The organism is Oscillatoria salina IIICB1 (assembly GCF_020144665.1).
GTDB lineage: Bacteria > Cyanobacteriota > Cyanobacteriia > Cyanobacteriales > SIO1D9 > IIICB1.
Map to the genome: position 1 here is coordinate 41781 of NZ_JAAHBQ010000033.1, position 17936 is coordinate 59716.

The window sequence follows — 17936 nt, forward strand, 5'->3', positions numbered from 1 at the left end:
TTGCCGCTCCTAGCTAGTAAGCGAAATTACAATTACTTAAAATCTTGCTGCTATCTTGCTTGGCTTGCTTACTTTTTAGCAATAATCCAAACTGCATGAACAATTCCAGGAATATAACCGAGAATTGTTAACAAGATATTAATCCAAAAATCTTTACCTAAACCAACCTGCAAAAATACGCCTAGTGGCGGTAGGACGATCGCGATTAAAATGCGAACTAAATCCATAGATACCTCCGATTACAATTAAAATGCTGTGGATATCTCAATTTTATTCCCTAATTATTAGTTTTTTACCCTTCTCGCGAATCGTTTCACTGACAAAAAGTTGAATTTGGTAATAAATCTATACATTCAGGCGCTCCGGCGACCAAAATTTACAATAAGTTAGCAGTTATCTTCGCTATCCTAATAAAGGAAAACCCTTTAGTAAGAGCCAAACTTTACCTTTTCTTACCTAAGACAGATGCGTAAAAAAAGTAAAGTTAAGGCAAATTTCAATTTTAGTACCTCTAGCTAAAGAGAGAAGCAAAACCAATTTAATCATCTCAATGCTATATGACTACATCTCCCTATTTAAGCAATAACTTTCATTATCAAGGTATTTATAGCTGTCCAGTTTGTCGCCACGGTAAAATCTCAGGTATGGCAATGATGGATGCTTTTGCTTGTAACTTTTGTAACAACATTTTTACCGCTAATCTCGAACAACAAATACTCAAAAAAGCAGACAGTCAACCGCCTTTGATGTGGCATTGGAATGGCAAAAATTGGAGCGGAGCGCATCGTCCCGGTGTAAACTTAGGTTGGGACTATGCAGTAGCGGCGATCGCATTTGTGCTTTTACCAACTGCAACCATCGGTATTTCTGCTTATCTTTTTCCGCCCCTACCAGGAGATCCTTTGTATTGGTTTCCTCTCTTTTGGACATTCTTAACCTTTCTCGTCCATTTGAGTTGCGTAGTTTGGTTAATGATTGAATATTACCAATTCCCAGTCTCAATCTATTTTAAGGCGATCGGGCGGCACTTATGGGGTCGTTTGTGGAGAAAGAGTCTCTAACCAGAAACGAGTGAGTAGCGATAGGCGATCGCAACTCGCTTCCAATTAAGCTAAACTAAACAATAGTCCTGAAAAAAGCTCAAACTTTACCAAGGACACAACGCGGGTATAATTTAGTGGTAAAATGTCAGCTTCCCAAGCTGAATATGCGGGTTCGATTCCCGCTACCCGCTTCCAGAAATCACTAAATAGCATAACTTTGTAAAGACTGTATTTACCGAATTTCATCCAAAAGTAAACCCGTTTCATCAGGTTTATCCGGACAAAATTCCAGATAAGTATTAGTCTGACTACTTTTAGTAAAATCTATCACTATCCTCGTTTTAAGTCTTCCTTTTTGCCAACCCGGTAAGCTAGAATTTATTCTAATTATTTGACACTTATTAATAAAGTGAAACTCTGTTTGATCCATCGGTATAGAAACTTGACTTGTTTTAAGCCGAATATATGCAAAAAAACTTTTCATATCCACTCTGTTGTTATTCGTTGACTCATTAAATCTAGAATGTAAATCTTGAGCAACTAACGTTTTAAACTTACCAACAGTAAAAGTATCCTCTCCAAACTTCAAAACATCTTCATCACAATTTAAAGACTCAAAAATATCGTTCATCCTTCCCTCTTAAATTTCAAGAATATCTCACAAATTAGTATAGACCTTACTCAACTCTTTAAAGCTGTAAATAAAATTAAAATCCAGTAAATTTACCCCACCAATCACAACAGAAAAAACTCCTTAGCGTTTTTCTTTGCGCCTACGCGAACGCCGAATGCGCCTTTGCGTGATGATTATTCAACCAATTAAATTGACAACAGTCCCAACAAATGCTACCATTTCAACAAGTAAGCTACTGCCTTAAGCACAGCATTAAACCAACTTAAAAAATACTGTCCTTAAGACATTAACTCACCTCAACCAAGCAAACATTTCTGGCAACAATGCCAACATCAAAAAATGGAATATAAACTTCCTCCCATACAATCTCGCCAGTTATTTCTCCAAGCATTAACTCATCGCTCATTTCTCAACGAAAACCCCAACGCAGGCAAAGATAACGAACGATTAGAATTTTTAGGCGATGCAGTATTAGGTTTTTTAGTAGGAGAATTACTCTTCAAACGCTATCCCGACAAAAGCGAAGCAGAAATGACTCGCTTACGTTCTAAACTAGTAGATGAACCCCAATTAGCAAAATTAGCCGCATTACTAAACTTAGGTAAGTTATTACGCTTAGGAAAAGGTGCAGAAAAAGACGGCGGCAGACAAAATCCTGCCCTACTTTGCGATGTTTTTGAAGCAGTAATTGGCGCTTATTTTTTGGAAGTAGGAATTGAAGAAGTGCGAAATTATATCGAACCAATGTTTACCATTTTAGCCGATAATATCGTTGCTTCTCCCATTGAGAATAACCCCCCAAAAAGTTTAGTAGACTGCAAAAATCGTTTTCAGCAATGGGCGCTAGAAAATTTCAAAGAAAACCCTCAATATTTGATTATTAAAGAATCAGGAGAAGCCCATGCCAAAGAGTTTACTGCTGAAGTGCGAGTTAACAATCAAATTTACGGCACTGGCAAAGGAAAACGCAAACAAGAAGCGCAAAAACAGGCAGCGAAAGATGCTTTGAAAAACTTAGGTTTAGAATAAAAAAGGTGCGCCAGTGGACGCACCAGAAAAATTTTACCACAGCGCCCGCACAGGCTGATTTCCTGACGCTTGAGAAGGTTGAGGTACGGGAAATAAACTAGCACGAATTCTGCTTGGTAAAAGTACCTCATTTACAGCATGAACAACCCCATTACTAGCCTGAATATTAGCTTGAACGACACTGGTATTATTGACAATAACCTCATCACCACTTTTAAAAATAGCTACACCTCCGCCGCTAAGAGTTTCTAAACCTCCTGATGGCAATTGTCTCGAACTTAGCTTACCTTTTACTAAGTGATAATTAAGGATTTCTTGAAGTAACGCCCGATTTTCTCGTCTCAGCAACATTTCGACAATATCATCGGGAAGTTGTTCAAAAGCTTCATCAGTTGGTGCAAAAAAAGTATACTGATTGTTTTGAGATAATTCATCTCCTAAACCTGCGGCTTTGATAGCTCTTTCTAGGATAGTAAATTCTTCGTTATTGACTACAGTTTCTAATAAATTGCCTTGGTTTGGAGGTAAATAAGTGGGACTACGAAATTGAGACGGTGGAAATACTTCTTGGGTATTAGCTGGATAACTCACGAAAGCAGTTAAACTGATAATGCTTGTCAGGATGGCTAATTTGCCAGTTTGACGTAGTTTTAAGGTAGTTTTCATCGCCCTAGAAAATTGTTTTAAGTTTTTTGACTATCTTTAGATTATCTCAGCTTAGGAACTAGGGAGATAAATTTCCACAAGCTTAACTTTTTGAGTTAATTTAGGTAAGTTACACATAATTTGCTTATTTTGTCAAGAGGCAATTGCAATTATTAGTAATTCGGAATTTTCTTGAAAAAAAGATTAACTTTTTGTGCTAGAAACAGAAGGAAGTTCTTTGAGACGATAACCCAGACCATAAACTGTTTTAATTAGATCGGAAGGAGCGCCGACAGCTTTCAATTTCTGGCGCAAACTTTTGATATGAGTTTTGACAGTATCTTCAGTAGGAGTTTCTTCATAAGACCAAAGATGTTCGAGAATTGTACTGCGACTAAAAACGCGATCGCGGTTGCGTAAAAAGAATTCGAGGAGGCGATATTCTTTAGGAGTCAAAGACAAAATTTTGCCTTGATATGTAACCTCACAAATATTAGAATCCAGGCGTAAATTTTCCCATTCCAGAATTGGCGGTAAACAAGAATCGGCACGACGTAATAATGCGCGAATTCGGGCGGAAAGAACTTCTAAATCAAAAGGTTTGACAACATAATCATCTGCACCTGCATCAAGTCCAATTATTTTATCATTGCTCGTATCTCGTGCGGTTAGCAGTAAAATAGGTGTAGTAGAACCTTGTTGACGCAACCTTTTACAAATAGTAATTCCATCAATTTCAGGTAACATTAGATCGAGCAAAATTAAGTCATAAGTGTATAACTGAGTTAACTCCCAGCCAACTTGTCCATTATTAGCAACATCAACCAAATAATTATGATCCGTGAGATATTCTTGCAAGGCTTCAGTTACTCTTTCGTCATCTTCAATGAGTAGTAATTTCATCGAAAATTAGTCCCTAGATTGTGTGACTCGATCTCGGTTAACGATCTGTAGCTGCGGTGATGAGGTAGGCATATTTAAAGGCACAAAATATCTGCTATAAACTGTACTGCTTGGTTGCCAAATTGGATGCCAATAAATATCTTGAATCACAGCTTTAGTATCGTCATTTTCTGACCATTGAAAAGAGACAACACTGAAATTGTTGTGTCCGACAATTTCTTCTCCTTCTTGCAACCAGCGATTTCGCCATAACCAAGAAACAGAATTTTTCAAGATTTGCAGCGAGATTGGTTGCTGTTGGTTTGGAGACGATGGGTGTCGTTTTCCCCACGGTACAACTTGTGCTGGTTGCCTTTTAATCCATTGTATTTGATATTCCCAATCTGGGAGCGATCGCCAGTCGCTTACTTCAACTTTCCAAGACATTTCCCAGTTTCCTTGGGGAGAAACAATTTGACGCAAAATCGGACCTTGACTAGGAACTTCTACCTTCTGCATTCGCACTCGTTCCGGGGTAGTAATCATCTCTACCAATTCAGGTGGCTCATGCCATCCTGCCCAAGTCGTAGATTGCTCTGGTAAAATTGATTTTACTTTTGTATGGGCGAAATAGGTCGTTAATTCCCCATTTTTAAAGGCGCTAGAAGTTAATTGTACTAATATCCCAGGACGATCTAACACTTTAGAATTAGCTTGAGAACTCGCCCAGTAGTTCAGACGAACTGCACAACCAAAATGAATATCGCCAGAAAGAATGATGACACGCGATCGTCTTGCGAACAAAGTCGCCAATAGTTTACTAAACGCAACATTATTAAAATTCCAAGAGTCGCCGACATCAGAATTAAAAACGCGATCGCGTTCTAAATCTAAGCTTTGAAACTTATCTATTACCGACAAACTAACTAAATTAGTTGGGACAACTACGAAACTAGCCTCAATTTTTCTTCCTTGTTTTTGCTTTAAAAAATCCGTTTCCGCAAAAGGTTTTTCTAATTGTTCGTGAAAAGCTGTTGGACAAAGTAACATCGGCGGATCGGTCGTTTTTCCTTGAGGATAACCGCGCCAATTTCTTGTATCCAACATAATTACTTCATGACGGAAACTTCTAATCGTATAATGCCATTGAATAAGTTTAGTGCGATCGGCATCATCGCGATCTAAAATCCAGACATTCTCATCAAGTTTTTGTTTTGGTAAACCTGTTTGTAGATCGATTGGTGGTATACCTAAATACTTAGTTATTTGTGCTTCAATTACTTTATCTGTACCTCTGGAAATTGACCATTTTTCAGCAGCTTGTAAGAGTTTTTCTCCTGTTTCTTCATTAGTAAATTGTTCGGGAGTATTGCCCCAAGCTTGAAAAATTGCATAAGCTAACATCGCATTTTGTACTACTCGCCTTCCCAAAGGTTTACTTAGCACTCGATGACACCATTCGCGATTCAGATACCAATCATCAGTAACATCATGATCGTCGCAAATTGTGTAAGTTGAGACATTAGCGATCGCGCGTCTTACTTTCCATAACTCGCTAGCAAACTCGGCAATTTCTTTAGCTTCTTTCTCCCAATACTTGACTTTTTTAGGGTCTTGGTGTATTGCTTGCCCATCAGGAAAAGTATTACCCCAAAATACAGGCGACCACGCTAACAAATAAGCAGCATAATATTCACCCAAACTAAACAAATGACTTTTTGCTTTATCAGGTTTGTCATACAACATTGCCGTTAAACCAGCAAATTTTTCAGCAATTTCAGTGCGTTCTCCTGGTTTTAACTGACTTGGTGTTTTATAGTCTTCATTTGCTAGAGGAAGCTTTTCTTCCCAACCCAATAAAACATCGCCAACTTGTGATGCTTTCCACAACATTGGATCGGCTACATCATCACCATAAATTTGATCGCCTGTCAAGAACAATTGCTGCGGTCGCGAATGAGGTTCGCTGGCAAAATGTTCGATAAAATAATCTAAAAGTGGCAGTGCATCCTTGCCACCTCCGTGAGGTTTACGACAAGAACCATGCACGATTTTCAAATGATTCAAATCGTCTGGCGGCATGGCAAAAGTCGGCAAATTATGCTCAAAATAGCTAACAGTAGTATAGGGAAAAATGCCTGATAAATTTAAAGCTTGGGGAAGAGTTCTTTCTGTACCGCCAAAATCGAGGTCATAAGCATAAATTTGACTGGGTTCGAGTAGTTCGTTATTAACAGTTATTGCGGTAACAGCAACGATATGTAAATGATTACCAACAGCAACAGTTGTGCGCGAACCAGCTAAGATTAAATCCTCAATAATCGAACCACGTCCATTGGCAGTTTTATATACTTTTAAACTAACTGAACGAGACTCTTTTAAAGCTAGCCAAACCGTAACAGAATCTGGTTCAGTGCGCCGTAAAATTGGACCCGCTAAAATTAGTGGTAAATTAGCTAAATCAATCCTAAATGAATCTTTTTGGGATGAGGTAGACATAGAAATAAATTTTGCAAATTTGGCGATCGCCGTTTACGGCGCTGGCGTTAGCCAATCGCGCTTCAGCTATGATAGTTTTTCAGCAGTTTTGCACCAGTTTCCGCGAATTTCGAGTTAAGAAACTAGCGATTTCCTCTATTATGCTACGAAGTTAGAGGGCGCGCCATACAAAAGATAAGATGCTTCTATCCAGTTAGCGGGATCTAGCTTCACACTTCTTATCTTTTCGCTCATATTTCTTAAACCTCAATTATCTAGTCTACCTCAGCAGACTTAATTTTTTAGCCTCATGCTTCAAGCATAAAGTCACCTATACACCTCAAGTCCCTATTGTAAAGGGAAAAGCAGAGACTAAAGAGGATATACTCAAATATTATCTGAGTCTCAAAGCAACTATTCTTTATATTTTCTTCCTTTAATTTGGCATAACTTGAACAGTATAATTATTTAATCAAAATAACTCTTTTTCTGACACGGACTTAGCTAAAAATCTAGCTAGCTTCGATCGCCTGCCGAAAAAAATTCTGTTGAAAAGCGATGAAACTCAAAGTTTCCTACGAACAAACAGGTCAAAGTTGGACACTCAAGCCTAACCGGGAGTATGTTGTTGGTAGCGGTGAAGACTGCGATATTTTTCTACCCAATGTCTCCGTAGTTTCAGAACGCCATTTAAAGTTTAGCTTCAATCAATTAAAAAATACTTGGCATTTATACGATTTGGGTAGTAGTAGCGGCACATTTGTTGAGAATATACCAGTAACAGATTACGCGATCGCTGCCCCGACGAACATTAGAATTGCTAGTGGAATCTTTCTCGTTGCTACCCCAATTCCTGATACAGCTTCGCCAACATCTGCACCACCAGCGCCACCACCTATTTATACCCCACCTACTCTAGATTCTCGCCTGCCACCACCGCCAGTAGTTCCTAACTCGACACCAGGAATACCTGTAACTACCAACAGAAATTCAGCCATTAATAAAGATAATCAAAATCAAAATTTAACCAGGAAAAGCTCAAGTTCGCAACCAACTCCTAAACCTAAGCTGTCTCCCCTACCAGTATTAACTTGGAAAGAATATGTTGACAAACAAGTTAAAAAACAGCTTGATGTGTCCTCCTCAACAGCTACTAAGTTTTGCTTAATTACTGGTTTTCGTAATACACCTTGGATTAGAGAGTATGGACAAACTGGTTTTAGAGCTTTTGATGGTTATATAATTCCTAATTTCCAAGGTTCAGTAGATCGAGTAATTGCAGAGATCGAAGATAATTTAGGTCAACTCAGACAAGATGAAGATACTGATTGTTTTATTGCTAAACTGACAGATGCTCACATTGCTGACTCGGCTACACAAAAATTCTTAGGTGTAGAATTATTTCCTATCCGCCGGGGAATAGTACAAAGAGGTGACTATCGAAGATTTTGCGTAGTTGCTTATCATCGAGTAAGAACTTATTTACTCGTAGAAAAATATGGTTCCGATTTGTTTGTAAGTTGGATTACCAGATTTGAACCCCAGCCAACTCCAGTAATCATGATTGTGTGGGCGTTAGTAGCAAGTTTGTTGGCGATCGTCCTTGGTTCCACTAGCCAAAACTTTTTCTTATTTTTACTGTTTCCTTTAATTTGGTGGGAGATTTATATTCTTACACCAATAATTATGGAATCAATGGGAATTCTGCCTAAAAAAGCAAATGCCCGTTTGATTATTGGCTTGTTAGTTGTACCTAGTTTTTTCTTAATCTCAATAATGGCTGGAGTTTCTGCCCTAGGAAGTTGGTTTAATTACTACTAATACTAAGATAACTCCTGCAAGGAAAGCAAATTTATTTGCCAATCAGTTTAGTTAAAGTTTATTCCTAGGTGTGATTTACAAATTAAGAGCGTGTAAATAAAGAACAAGTGAAATTAATTCAAACAAGGTGCTAAAGTTATGCAATGGTTGTTAGCTACTATCGGCGGACTATTACCAATAATAGGAATTGTTGGACTTTTCTTTTTTTTGAGACAACGTAAAGCACAAGAATACGATATACCGCCACTAGATTTAGTTGATGCGAAAAAGTTGGATGATATGGTATCCAAACAAGTAGAAGAAGTTCTCAGACCGATGTTACAAACAGAAGGTTATACAGAGGAGCAAATTAAGGAAATTTTAACGAGAACTTCTTTAGGGGGAAGAACTTTTCGACGCTAATTTTTTCTTTTATTTCTAACGAAGAGAGAAACAGTAATTTAGCTAAAGGGGGAAATTAATGAATTCTCCAATAATTTTATTACAAGAAATAAACGAGGAAATATCCCCAACTGAGTTGTGGGAAGCCGCAAAAATATGTCTCAAAATAGGCAAATTAAATCAATCACTGACTCTTGCTTACAAGATTGTGCAGGAAGATTCAACTCAACAAGAAAACTACCAAAAACATTATCTAGAAGCGATCGAATTAGGAGCAGAATTTGCGGAAGAAATCGGTGATTATCCGAGAGCAGCCTATTATTGGGAGCAAATGACGCAACACCAACCGAATGATAGTAATGCTTGGTATGGTTTAGGTATTGCTAAAGCAAATTTGCGAGATTATCAAGGAGCAGAAAGAGCTTTAAATCAGTGTTTGCAGTTACAACCAGGAAATAGTAACGCGCGATCGCATTTACTCGAAATTCAGCAACTTCTCCAACGGTGACAACTATGCAAGAAGCATCTGAAGCTACAACCTACCGCACTTTACTTGCTCAAAAGCAAGGTAAAGGATTTTCTGAGTTTCAGGTAACAGAAATTTTGCAGCAAGTGCTACCTCAACTCAGTCAATTACACAATCAAGGGAGAGTACATGGAAAAATTTCTTTGGATACACTGGCAAAAAAGGGTAATCAAGTAATCTTATTGGCTTCCTCAACTGTTAGTAATGGTAGCATTTCCCAAGATATTTATGACTTGGGTGCAGTGGCGATCGCGTTACTAACAGGTAAATCTTTTCCTGACAATAACTTGAATTGGGACGACTATTGCGTTGTTAGCGATCGATTTGTGCAAGTTATTAATTGGGCTGTTGCCTCTCTACCGGAAAATCGTTTCGCCTCAGCCGCAGCATTTTTATCAACACTAAATTCTCTTAATTCTCGCGAAATTATCCTACCGTCAACAACAGTTTCTACACCGATTGAATCTACCGTTGTTTCTCCTCCCCAAAAAGCTAAGTTCTCACTTAAATTTTGCTTTTATTTAGTCCTAGGTTTTAGTATCCCAGTATGGGTAGCAATTTCTATAGCACCTTTTTTCACTTCCTCAACTAAAGTAAAAGAATCAATAGCTAAAAAAACTATAGCGATAATTAATCATACTCAAATTGACAAATATAGAAACGAATATAGTTTTTATCCTTTCTTAGCAGAAGTACCTATAGGAGAAATAAACACAGATAACTATGAATTTGAAGTCTACCTCATAGATCCGGATCGGGCGATCGCTACCGCTACTGCAAAGAGAAAAAAGATTCGTAGCTTAACAGCAATAACCTTTAGTGATGGCAGTGTAGTTAGGAGCGAAATTTGTATTACCAACGAACCTTCCCTTGCACCTCCTAGAATACCAGATCTTAGTGGCAACATCATACAATGTCCACCCGGATCTTCTCCCCTTTCAGGTAATTCTAGTAGTCAAGTTCCCATTATCAAACCAGATCCAGATCGATTTGTGATCGAACATTATGACTTACTTATGCAACGAGAATATGAAACTACTTGGAATAACCTAACGCCAGAATTTCAAGTTAAAGCCGGGGGGTTTTCAGAATATGCCAATTGGTGGAACAAAGTCAACAAAATAGAATATACAAACGTTTATACTGTTTCTAGGAGTGACGAGCAAGCTATAGTAAATGCTCAACTGAAATATTACTTGAAAAATGGCACAGTTTATCGAGATACCAAAACACAAATTTACTTGCAGTGGAATCAAAATAATCGCCACTGGCAATTCAAAAACAAACTAGAACCCAACTAATTTTTTGCTAATAAAACATCTTGATTTAACAATGATTAATAGCCTGAGTAAATGGGAAACAACCACTGCCCCAGCAGTAGCAGTTGAAACTACAGAGACACAAAATATTGTCGTTTTTTGGGGAGTGATAATTCCGGCTATTCCAGATTTGATTTCCCTGGAACGAGCTCGCACAGGAATGAGTTACGAAACGGCACTAAATCAACTGCTACAAACCCAAAAACTTTGGATACAACAACTACACGGAGAAAGTCGCTTTACCCTTTCCTTACGAATTATTACAACTGGTGACTCAGAGCAAGATTTGATTTGCGGCATAGTTGGGAAAACTGAAGGGAAAAGTGAGACAGAAACGATTATCGCCGCACGGAACTTTTTCAACAAAGTTCGCGATACATTTCCTAACGGTTATCCTCTGGAAGCTTGTCAAAATGCCAATCAACTAGCCTTGCTACGTTTGCCTTTTTTAACTGGAGAAACAGGAGATATTCACGATGGATTAACCGCAGGAGTAATTGCCGAATTTCGTCGCCAAATTACTCAATTGCAAACTATAACTGCGACTGAAATTCCGGGTCAAGTAGGGGTACAAATCGATCCTTGGATACCTCAAGTTGGGAATTTTCAAGAATTATTTCGCGCCCTCGTTTGCCATCCTACACCTGCGGCAGTAGCAATTAATTTGCGTCCGACTCAACTAACTCGCGAAGAATCAGCTTATATAGCTAACCAAGCCCGACTTTATGCTAATATTGCTAGCGTGAGTCGCACCGAAAGTAGCCAAAATCGCGTTCTTTCTAGTAGTTTTCAATATCAAGAAAAGCTAATCGAAGCTGAAGCAGCATCCCAAGCCTGGACGAAGTTACAAACCGCTTGGCGTAATCCGTTTGAAATGACCGTCAGCATTATTTCCCAGTCTAGTTTACCTCAATCAGTGGTTGCTGCCTTGCAAAGTGCGATCGCCGGAACTTCCCCATCTCCAAGCGCAACTAAAGCCGTAGGAGAAATTATTATCGCCCAACGCGAAGCCCAAAAAATGGCACTGAGGCAGAACTGGGTCGATCTTACTCTACATCACTGGGCAAATACCTATAACTTAGATCGTTTGCCGTGGTTATTTAGCCCCGAAGAAGTTCACAGCATTTTCCGTTTAGCGATCGCCGATCGCGCAGGTGTTTGGGGCTTACCTTCCGCCCCTGGCGCTCAAAATGCTCGTCGTCCGAATAAAATCAGAGATATTCCTGCCGATCTTAACCTTGGTGGATTACAACTAAGTAAAAAACAATTAACTCAACATTTATTAATTTGCGGCGTTCCTGGTAGCGGTAAAACTAACACTTCTCTTTATTTATTAGAGACCTTATGGCGGCAACATCAAGTTCCTTGGATGGTTTTAGAACCTGCTAAAACTGAATATCGCGGACTAAAAGCGGTTACTTCTTTACAAGATGATTTGCTCATTTTTTCTTTAGGAGACGAAAGAGTTGCTCCTTTTCGTTTCAATCCCTTTGAATTACCAGAAGGAATTAATTTAGACAGTCATTTAGGTGCATTATTAGATTTATTTTCTGTCTCGATGAGTATGTGGGGACCTTTACCAAATGTTGTCGAACAACTGATTCAAGAAGCTTATAAGCGCCAAGGGTTTACCATTTTAGGCGACAATAGTAAACTCACTCCACCTTGCTTTTCTGACTTAGTTAATTTGATTCCAGAAATTGTCCCTAAATTAGGTTACAAACCAGAAACTACTGATGAAATAACTGCTGCTATTTCAGTACGCTTGAATAAGTTTTGTCGTGGTGGTTTAGGACAAATGTTGAATACCACCGAATCATTGAATTTCGACGAACTAATGCGGCATCCAGTAATCTTAGAAATGAGCCAGATTACTAACAGCGACGATCGCGCCTTTATTATGGGTTTAATTCTCAATCGCTGCTATCAGTATTGGACAGCGAGACGACACGAAGCAACTGGAGAATTGAAACATTTGCTCTTAGTAGAAGAAGCACATAACCTCTTAGCCAACGCTTCCGAATCTACCAATCAAGAGCAAGCTAATCCCAAAGGGAAAGCGGTACGCAACTTTGCCAATATGTTAGCAGAAGTGCGCGGCTTCGGACAAGGAATCGCGATCGCCGAACAAAACCCAGAAGGACTTGTTCCTGATGTTATGGTCAACACTAACATTAAAATTGCTCATCGCATCGTCGAAGCCAAAAATCGCGAAGCCCTAGCACGTTCTATGTTACTAACTCCCCAACAAGAAAAATCTCTTGCTTCTCTAGGAGTAGGACAATTTCTTTATTATATCGGCGGTCAAGCTGAACCAAGTGTAACTATTGCACCTAATTTTAAAGACGACATTACAAATGGATTTAATCCTCGTCTTACCGATTTAGAAATTAATTCTTGTTTCCAACAATTTCAAGCTAATTATGATTCAGTTTACGCACCTTTGTTCGGTTGTCCTACTGATTATAGTTTAGTTAGTTGTATTGAAAAAGGAGCAACTTTAGTCGAAATTATCTCAGAAAATCCCGAATATAAACACCTAAAAAATAAGCTGACTTTACAACTTTTAGCCGCACCTTTCGGCGCACCGACAGCCGAACTTGTGCGTCCGATTTTAGGAAGAATTTTGGTATCTAGAGGCGCTAATCATCTAAATTCTCAAGAAATTAAAGCTATTCTTAGTAGTGCAGTTTCCTTTTTAGCTTGGCAAGCAATCCAAGAAAAAGGTAAAATACACGGATGGCTTGGTCGTCAAAAAAATCATGCTCATAAACTTTTAGTTAAAGCTATACTAAGTCCCAATTCTCAAGATTGTAAAAGTTGGATGGGAATTTGTCGGATTCCCCAACATTTATTGGAGTTGGGATTACCCCATTCAGAGTATACTAAATGTGAAGCACCAGGAGTATTTAGATATGAAAATAAAATGTTGCTGGCTGGCGATCGCAGTTCTTTTTTCGAGGATATCCAAGATGAAAACTTAACTCCCGCCCAAGCTTTGCAAAATTGGGCAGCTACTTCTGTTGTTTACCCTCACTTGGACGATAGTTTACAAAATTCCTTAATTACTTGTTTAGCGATTCAGTTAACCGAAGATGAACCAGAAGATTTACCTTATTTTTTGCCAACCAATTCCTAGATCATAAATAGTTAAAAAAATGATTGAAAAGTCACCTCAAACTAAAAATTCACCTGAAAAAACCAACAAAACACAAACTCCTCCCGAAAAGCAACCTGAAAAATCTACAGCACAAACTGCGCCTGGGGATAATTTTGGTCCAGCTAAAGAACCAAGCATAGATAAAACAAATAGGGATACTAATGAAGTAGGTAAAGAAAAGGGAGCATCTCCCACAGGAGGCAAAAAACAACAAGCATCAGAACTAAGTGGTGGACCAGCACCAGGTTCAGATCCCTTCAAAAATTTGCGCGAAAAGTATGGTCCTAAAAAGCCATCAGAACAATCTCAGTCTAAAGAACAAGAACGTGGAGAGCAAAGAAAAATTTAAAAAATGACAAATAACTCAGATTATTGGAAAAATTTGCAAGCAGACATTGCTCGCTCAAAACTAAGAATGTTTGGAGGGCGACCAAATCTAAATGAAAATAACTCAAATAGCAATGAAAAAACTAATAGCAGTAGTCCTAGTCGAGTAGGTGAAGCGCAACTACCAAAGCTAAAATCTGTTCGACCTGCTTTGAAGAAAATGTATGACGACTATGACCAACAACAAGCAGAGAGAAAACAAAAATTAGATTCAGTGGACGATCGCTATAATGTCTTAGACAATGCACTGACTAAGAAAAGAAAGCCATCACCAAATTCCGACAAACAGGAAGTTAAAACTCATCCTCAACTTAAAGGAGATTACGGACAGAATGGTAAAAGAACACCAGAACAACCTGGTACAAAAAGCGATGGCAATCCACAACTAAACGAATCAAGAAATCCAAGCAATAATTACAATAATGCTGATTCTCCTAGAATTAGAAAAACTGAAAAACCAGGAAATTTTACGCCATATTTAAGAGAAGCACAAGCTCACAAATCAGCACAACCCAAAGAAAATTATCCTCAAAAATCTGAGGGTCGCCAGAAATTAGAAGCCTTGAAAAACCAAGGTAATTCTGCTAATAATTTTGATTCACAAGCTCACAAACCAGCACAACCCAAAGAAAATTCTCAGGGAAATCGACAAAAACTAGCTGAGAATTACGGGAAACAATCTCCTAAATCTGAACCAGTGAGAAGTAGAGATAGCAGCGAAATTCGCAATCAAAGTTAAATGGGATAATTTTATTTACCATTAACTGGGAAAGTGAACGACAATCATGGAATTTCTGGGGTTAGTCCGCGCGATCGCTTCTGGCTCAATCCCAATGGCGGGCATCGGGAGATAATGAGGATAGGTAATTGCGGTTAAAATCAGTAAATCGTCGATTTGCAGCATTCGAGAGACTTTTTTGACAAATTTGCCTCGGACGCGCATAATCGTCGTTTCTGGGCTTAATCCGACGGCTTCAGGCTTAAATTTGAAGTTGGGTGCATCGGTAACAACGACGACTAGCTGAAGATTGGCTTTGAGTGCAGTTGCGGTATTTTTGGCTAAGGTGACTGTTTGCTGGAAAATAGGTGAGGCAATTTCGGTATCGACTGCGGCTAACAAAACTCGTTTGGTGTTCTTGATTGGCTGAGGAAAACGACTGATTAATATTGGTACGCTAGCACCTCTAATCACATTATCCAGGACGCTGCCAAAAAAGTTTTCGCGAGTTGTAGAATATCCTTTCCAACCACAGATAATTAAGCTAGCATTACGTTCAGTAGCGCTACGCAGAATGCCTTTGTCGATCGCGTCGTCAACTCTCCCAATGGGTTCGACTTGTGTAACTGCGGCATGAGCGATCGCTTCGGCGGCTGCTAGTAATTGTTGTTGCAGTAGTTTCGCTTCTGCGGTTACTGTTCCCAGTTTATCAGAAATTACGTGCAAAGGTAACAATGTTCCTTTACTGGTTTTTGCCAAAATTAAAGCTAATTGCAGCAAATTATCTTCGGTATTTGGGTTAGCAACAGGTACTAAAACTCTCTTGGTTAATGGTTGAATTGGATCTTGTTCTTCCATAGTTGTTGCTTCCTGGGGCTTAACTTTTTTCCCCCACTTTTGCGTAATCCAAGGAGAAGCAATACAAGTAACTAAAATCATGGCAATAATACCATTAACAGTCAAGCGATCTACTAATTCAATTTCGTAAGCAACGGTAATCGCGGCTAAGGTTGAAGCTGCTTGGGCTACAGATAAACCAAACATTACCATAATACTGGGAAAGCGAAAGCGAAAATATTTTCCTGGCAACCAAGCTGCAAAAAATTTACTAACAACTTCCGCAAGAATCATTACCCCTGCAACTAAAAGTGATTTCGGTTCTTTTACTAAGATTAGTGGGTCGATTAACATCCCCACTGAAATTAAGAAAAATGGCACAAATAAGGTATTCCCAATAAACTCAATCCGATTCATTAACGGACTCAGTTGTGGGATGAGTTGGGTAATGGCAATTCCTGCTAAAAATGCGCCAATAATCGGCTCAATTTCAATTAAACCAGCAACATAAGAAACGACAAACAAAGTTGCGAGAACAAAGATAAATTCTGCGCTTTCGTCATGTCCGAAACGGCGAAAAAACCAACGTCCGATTTTGGGAACTCCCCATAAAGTAGCGAAAGTGTAGATAGTTAAAGCAGGAATAATAAACAACCAAAAATTTAAAGTCAAGTCCCCCGCATGGGCTTTAACTACTACCGCCAAAACTAACAAAGCCAGCACATTAGTAATTAATGTTCCACCTAAAGTAGCGGTGACAGATTGACTTCGCATAATCCCCAATTTGGCGAGGACTGGTAATGCTAAAAGCGTGTGGGAAGCAAAGCAAGAAGCAACTAAAATTGAAGCTAAAATACCGTACCCTAGCATTAACATTGCCACAGTACCTAATACCATTGGCAAGGTGAAAGTTGCTAACCCAAAAATCACTGCTTTGCCAGCATTTAATTTTAGGTCATCGAGGCTAGTTTCTAACCCCGCCATAAACATTAAAAATAGCAACCCCACTGTACCTAATAGCACAATCGTACTATCTCGCTCTAACAAACCGAGAAAATTAGGTCCTACCAACGCCCCGGCAATAATTAAACCGACAATCCCCGGAAGTTGCACTCTCTCGAACAATAACGGTGCAACTAACATTATGGCTAAAATTAACAAAAAAACGGCTACAGGGTCAGTAATCGGCGCAGAAAATAGAACTGAGCCAATGAACCAACCGGGTTGCATCCCACTGAAAAAAGTTAATGGAAATAGCGTTAACAATCAAGTTTCTCCTTTAGTAGCCAAGTTTGGCGATTGGGGTGGTAGCTAAACGGATCTCGCTACTCAACTTAACTATAGTTCCCTTAATCTCTCGTTCTTTCGTTGCCTTTCTCCGGCAGGTAACGAAACGTCGAGGCTCTGCCTCCATTCGAGATACTTTACGGGAGGCGGAGCCACGTCACCAGAGTTCGCCAGGAAAAAGTTACGAGAGTTTCGCTCTAATTGCTTCAATTCGCTTGCGATTTACGCCCAAATCGGATTTACCAAGCCGAGAAGCCGATCGCACATGAACTACTTTTGCGTGATCATCGCGATAGAATTCCACATCATCAACAAAACCCATTAATTGACTGGTAAATTCAGCGTAAAGATAGGTATCAGTAACTTCAATAATATTAGTTCTTTCCATACCTTCAACGATTTGCTTAATAGTAGCAATCTCGATATAAGGTAAAGGTTCAATTTGATGTTCTTTATCGGTACTTTGGCTGTTGACGCAGTTGGGAGAATTGGGACAAGTAGCTAATTTGCCGTCTTTTACTCCCAAGTTTTTCGGTTTTGTTCCAGAGAATGAAAAGATGCCCATTGGTTCAATTGTGATTTTCAATAATCTTTATTGTAATACTATTTTCCGTCTAACCTAACCCCCAGCACCCTTCCCTCCGAGGGAAGGGGGAGTAATTAGTAGCTTTAATATCTTACTAATTAACTAAATTCTCCCCTCTCCTTGTAGGAGATGGGTTGGGGGAGAGGTGATAATAATTTGAAGCAGTAACGTTGTCTAACCTAACCCCCAGCACCCTTCCCTCC

General features: G+C 39.1%; 17 protein-coding genes and 1 tRNA gene. 11 read left to right on the forward strand and 7 right to left on the reverse strand.

Annotated features, from left to right (window positions below):
- Window positions 1–68: 68 nt before the first annotated feature.
- Window positions 69–227 carry a YqaE/Pmp3 family membrane protein gene (locus G3T18_RS11640; RefSeq protein WP_224410723.1) on the reverse strand — a complete coding sequence of 53 codons (159 nt, stop codon included), beginning with the start codon at window positions 225–227 and terminating at the stop codon, window positions 69–71.
- A gap of 330 nt (window positions 228–557) precedes the next feature.
- Between G3T18_RS11640 and G3T18_RS11645 the strand changes: the two genes are divergently transcribed.
- Entirely contained in the window at window positions 558–1061 is a 504-nt protein-coding gene (locus G3T18_RS11645) for a hypothetical protein (protein WP_224410724.1), read from the forward strand.
- A gap of 102 nt (window positions 1062–1163) precedes the next feature.
- A tRNA-Gly gene (locus G3T18_RS11650) sits at window positions 1164–1234 on the forward strand.
- A 41-nt stretch (window positions 1235–1275) separates the two neighbouring features.
- Here the strand turns inward: G3T18_RS11650 and G3T18_RS11655 are convergent.
- Window positions 1276–1674 (reverse strand): KGK domain-containing protein, encoded by a 399-nt coding sequence (locus G3T18_RS11655; protein WP_224410725.1) that lies wholly within the window; start codon window positions 1672–1674, stop codon window positions 1276–1278.
- A gap of 342 nt (window positions 1675–2016) precedes the next feature.
- Between G3T18_RS11655 and rnc the strand changes: the two genes are divergently transcribed.
- A complete protein-coding gene (rnc, locus tag G3T18_RS11660) occupies window positions 2017–2706 on the forward strand; it encodes a ribonuclease III (protein WP_224410726.1) in 690 nt (229 codons plus the stop codon).
- Window positions 2707–2739: 33 nt separating this feature from the next.
- Here rnc and G3T18_RS11665 read toward each other — a convergent pair whose 3' ends face one another.
- The 3 genes from G3T18_RS11665 to G3T18_RS11675 form a co-directional block, all read right to left on the reverse strand.
- Window positions 2740–3372: a fasciclin domain-containing protein gene (locus G3T18_RS11665; protein ID WP_224410727.1), complete on the reverse strand. Its 633-nt coding sequence runs from the start codon at window positions 3370–3372 to the stop codon at window positions 2740–2742.
- 183 nt (window positions 3373–3555) lie between these two features.
- Window positions 3556–4254 carry a response regulator transcription factor gene (locus tag G3T18_RS11670; protein ID WP_224410728.1) on the reverse strand — a complete coding sequence of 233 codons (699 nt, stop codon included), beginning with the start codon at window positions 4252–4254 and terminating at the stop codon, window positions 3556–3558.
- A gap of 6 nt (window positions 4255–4260) precedes the next feature.
- Window positions 4261–6732, reverse strand: a complete 2472-nt coding sequence (locus G3T18_RS11675; protein WP_224410729.1) for a PhoD-like phosphatase — start codon at window positions 6730–6732, stop codon at window positions 4261–4263.
- A 537-nt stretch (window positions 6733–7269) separates the two neighbouring features.
- On the opposite strand from G3T18_RS11675, the gene G3T18_RS11680 reads away from it, so the two are divergent.
- From G3T18_RS11680 to G3T18_RS11710, 7 genes are all read left to right on the forward strand, one after another.
- On the forward strand, window positions 7270–8532 hold the full coding sequence (locus G3T18_RS11680) for an FHA domain-containing protein (RefSeq protein WP_224410730.1): 1263 nt from the start codon (window positions 7270–7272) through the stop codon (window positions 8530–8532).
- A 138-nt stretch (window positions 8533–8670) separates the two neighbouring features.
- Window positions 8671–8934, forward strand: a complete 264-nt coding sequence (locus G3T18_RS11685; RefSeq protein WP_224410731.1) for a hypothetical protein — start codon at window positions 8671–8673, stop codon at window positions 8932–8934.
- 58 nt (window positions 8935–8992) lie between these two features.
- Entirely contained in the window at window positions 8993–9421 is a 429-nt protein-coding gene (locus G3T18_RS11690; RefSeq protein ID WP_224410732.1) for a tetratricopeptide repeat protein, read from the forward strand.
- 5 nt (window positions 9422–9426) lie between these two features.
- Window positions 9427–10740 carry a type IV pilin-like G/H family protein gene (locus G3T18_RS11695; protein ID WP_224410733.1) on the forward strand — a complete coding sequence of 438 codons (1314 nt, stop codon included), beginning with the start codon at window positions 9427–9429 and terminating at the stop codon, window positions 10738–10740.
- 31 nt (window positions 10741–10771) lie between these two features.
- Window positions 10772–13897 (forward strand): ATP-binding protein, encoded by a 3126-nt coding sequence (locus G3T18_RS11700; RefSeq protein WP_224410734.1) that lies wholly within the window; start codon window positions 10772–10774, stop codon window positions 13895–13897.
- Window positions 13898–13916: 19 nt separating this feature from the next.
- The gene (locus tag G3T18_RS11705; RefSeq protein WP_224410735.1) at window positions 13917–14267 is read left to right on the forward strand and encodes a hypothetical protein; all 351 of its coding nucleotides are present in this window, start codon (window positions 13917–13919) and stop codon (window positions 14265–14267) included.
- Between the two features lie 3 nt (window positions 14268–14270).
- A complete protein-coding gene (locus tag G3T18_RS11710; protein ID WP_224410736.1) occupies window positions 14271–15044 on the forward strand; it encodes a hypothetical protein in 774 nt (257 codons plus the stop codon).
- A gap of 21 nt (window positions 15045–15065) precedes the next feature.
- Here the strand turns inward: G3T18_RS11710 and G3T18_RS11715 are convergent, their stop codons facing one another.
- Window positions 15066–17003, reverse strand: coding sequence for a cation:proton antiporter domain-containing protein (locus G3T18_RS11715; RefSeq protein WP_263480378.1), 1938 nt, complete (start codon window positions 17001–17003; stop codon window positions 15066–15068).
- Between the two features lies 1 nt (window position 17004).
- On the opposite strand from G3T18_RS11715, the gene G3T18_RS25545 reads away from it, so the two are divergent.
- On the forward strand, window positions 17005–17175 hold the full coding sequence (locus tag G3T18_RS25545) for a hypothetical protein (RefSeq protein ID WP_263480379.1): 171 nt from the start codon (window positions 17005–17007) through the stop codon (window positions 17173–17175).
- 153 nt (window positions 17176–17328) lie between these two features.
- Here G3T18_RS25545 and G3T18_RS11720 read toward each other — a convergent pair whose 3' ends face one another.
- Entirely contained in the window at window positions 17329–17712 is a 384-nt protein-coding gene (locus G3T18_RS11720; protein ID WP_224410737.1) for a DUF1499 domain-containing protein, read from the reverse strand.
- Between the last annotated feature and the right edge of the window lie 224 nt (window positions 17713–17936).